3 protein-coding genes are annotated in these 2,473 nt (G+C 39.7%); all 3 read left to right on the forward strand.

What is annotated here, in order from left to right:
- Positions 1–83 precede the first annotated feature (83 nt).
- Positions 84–410, forward strand: a complete 327-nt coding sequence (gene tnpA / locus BABA_RS02115; RefSeq protein ID WP_007083470.1) for an IS66 family insertion sequence element accessory protein TnpA — start codon at positions 84–86, stop codon at positions 408–410.
- Positions 404–760, forward strand: coding sequence for an IS66 family insertion sequence element accessory protein TnpB (tnpB, locus tag BABA_RS02120; protein ID WP_007083471.1), 357 nt, complete (start codon positions 404–406; stop codon positions 758–760). Before tnpA ends, tnpB begins: the two co-directional genes overlap by 7 nt.
- Before the next feature lie 114 nt (positions 761–874).
- Positions 875–2,425 carry an IS66 family transposase gene (gene tnpC / locus BABA_RS02125; RefSeq protein ID WP_420805972.1) on the forward strand — a complete coding sequence of 517 codons (1,551 nt, stop codon included), beginning with the start codon at positions 875–877 and terminating at the stop codon, positions 2,423–2,425.
- Positions 2,426–2,473: the final 48 nt, after the last annotated feature.

Here is a 2,473-nt window from a genome sequence, read left to right on the forward strand (position 1 = left end):
GTAAGCGTCAAATATTACCCACCTGTAATCCCTATATAATACTATGAGATAATCTCCTCAAATCAAGTTTTGAGGAGGTTTCTATGACAAAGCGTTCTAATCCAGAAGTGCAAAAAGAATGGGAGAAAAGGATCGCTAATTTCAGATTTAGCGGACTGACACAGGATGAATGGTGCGAAGAAAATAAACTTACTTCTAATCAATTAAAATATTGGCTGAGGAAAATTGAAGGATCAAAATCAGAAAGAAAATCTAATCCAAAATGGGTTCCTATAGTATTAGACGAAACAGATGATGTATCTAACGATACATTAGAGATTAAAGTTGGAACTGTATCTATTGAAGTTAAACCGGGATTTAGCCCATCATTACTAGCTGAGGTAGTCAAGGTGTTGAAAACCACATGTTAAACGAAGTTTCAATTGATAAAGTCTACCTCGCACGAGGTAGCACGGATTTACGAAAATCTATTGACGGTTTGGCGGCTCTTGTCTCGGAAGAATTTAACCTTGATCCTTTTTCCTCAAGCCTATTTGTTTTTTGTAATCGCGGGCGGGATAAGTTGAAAATTCTTTATTGGGATCATAACGGTTTTTGGCTTTATTATCGTCGACTTGAGCGCGGTAAATTTCATTGGCCTTTAGATACTAGCTCAGGTCCTTTGAAAATAGGTCCGCGTCAATTGCGATGGCTGCTTGATGGACTATCTTTGGAGCAGAAACAAGCACACCCTGTTGTGACTGCACGAACAGTAATTTAAATAATGAAAAATTGAAGAAATGGGTCTTTTTTGTCGTATAATAAATTCATGAAAAAGACAACGAATTCAACCACCACAACTCCTACAACTGAAGAACTTCTTAAACGCTTAGAAATGCTGGAGAAGCAAAATGCAGAATTAGAGGCGAAGCTTAAAGAACAAAACGAGTTAGAGGTAAAAGTAAAATGGCTCGAAGAACAGCTTCGCCTTATGCAGTACAAGAAATTCGGTGCTTCAAGCGAAAAAACTCTCCCTGGTCAGTTGGACCTTTTTAATGAAGTAGAAAAAGAATCCAATCCTGAATTACCAGAACCTGAATTAGAATCCATCACCTATCAGCGCCGACGTAAAAAGCGCGGTCACCGTGAAGCGATGCTTGAAAACCTGCCTGTGGAAACGATTGAATATCGTTTACCCACTGAGGAACAGGTTTGTTCGTGTTGCCATGGAGCTTTACACGAAATGAGTACGGAAGTACGTCAGGAACTAATCTATATTCCTGCGGAATTAAAAGTAAAGAAACATGTCCAATATGTTTACTCATGCCGTCATTGTGAACACGAGGAGATTGAAACACCTATTATGACAGCTACCATGCCGAAGCCGGCCATCCCAGGCAGCTTAGCATCTCCTTCAATCTTGTCACATATTATGACTCAAAAGTACGTAGAGGGTTTGCCTTTATATCGCCAAGAGAAACAATTTAGTAGGATGGGCGTAAATCTATCTCGACAGACGTTTGCCAATTGGATGATAATCGGTGCAGATCGTTGGTTGAGTGTGATTTATAATCGGATGCATATTCTTCTTCAAATGCTAGATATTTTGCATGCCGATGAAACTACTCTTCAGGTTCTTCACGAACCTGGCAGACCGGCCACTTCTAAATCCTATTTATGGCTTTATCGTACGGGTAGAGTTGGGCCACATATCATTCTTTATGATTACCAAGAAACTAGGGCCGGGGAAAATCCAAAGAATTTCCTGAACGATTTCAAAGGTTATTTACAGGTTGATGGTTATGCAGGCTACCACAAGGTAGAAGATGTAACTCTTGTCGGCTGCTGGTCTCATGCACGAAGAGAATTCTCAGATGCACTAAAAGCAGTTCCAGCCACAAGCACAAAACCAGTAACGGCAAAAGAAGGTCTTCAATTCTGTAACAAGCTTTTCGCTATTGAACGAGAGTTAAAAGAATTAGACCCCAAAGATCGTTATGAGAAACGTCTAGAAAAAAGTAAACCAGTACTAGATGCGTTTTTGTCATGGCTAAATATACAAAAGATAAAGGTGTTACCAAAAAGTGCATTAGGAAAAGCGATCACATACTGTCTTAACCAATGGGACAAACTAGTGGCATTTTTAGAGGATGGAAGACTGGAGATCGATAATAATCGAAGCGAACGCTCAATTAAGTCGGTTGTAATTGGAAGGAAAAATTGGCTTTTCGCAAATACACCGCAAGGTGCAGGAGCTAGTGCCATTATTTATAGTATTGTGGAGACAGCACTAGCAAATGGATTGAATCCATATTACTACCTTCGCTATCTATTTGAGAAGCTTCCCAATATAGATTTGACAGACGAAAAGGCCTTAGATAAGTTACTTCCTTGGTCACCGTCGATCCCTGTTAACTGCGTTACCTTTAACAAGTTACCTAAATAATACTTTAAGCCCCGACCTCTTAAAAGGTGGGGGCTATTTGACGCTTAC

This window comes from Neobacillus bataviensis LMG 21833, assembly GCF_000307875.1.
GTDB lineage: Bacteria > Bacillota > Bacilli > Bacillales > Cytobacillaceae > Neobacillus > Neobacillus bataviensis.

Bases quoted from the DNA above. Each gene is read 5' to 3' on its own strand.
- tnpA (WP_007083470.1), top strand. From the start codon at position 84: ATGACAAAGCGTTCTAATCCAGAAGTGCAAAAAGAATGGGAGAAAAGG.
- tnpB (WP_007083471.1), top strand. From the start codon at position 404: ATGTTAAACGAAGTTTCAATTGATAAAGTCTACCTCGCACGAGGTAGC.
- tnpC (WP_420805972.1), top strand. From the start codon at position 875: ATGCTGGAGAAGCAAAATGCAGAATTAGAGGCGAAGCTTAAAGAACAA.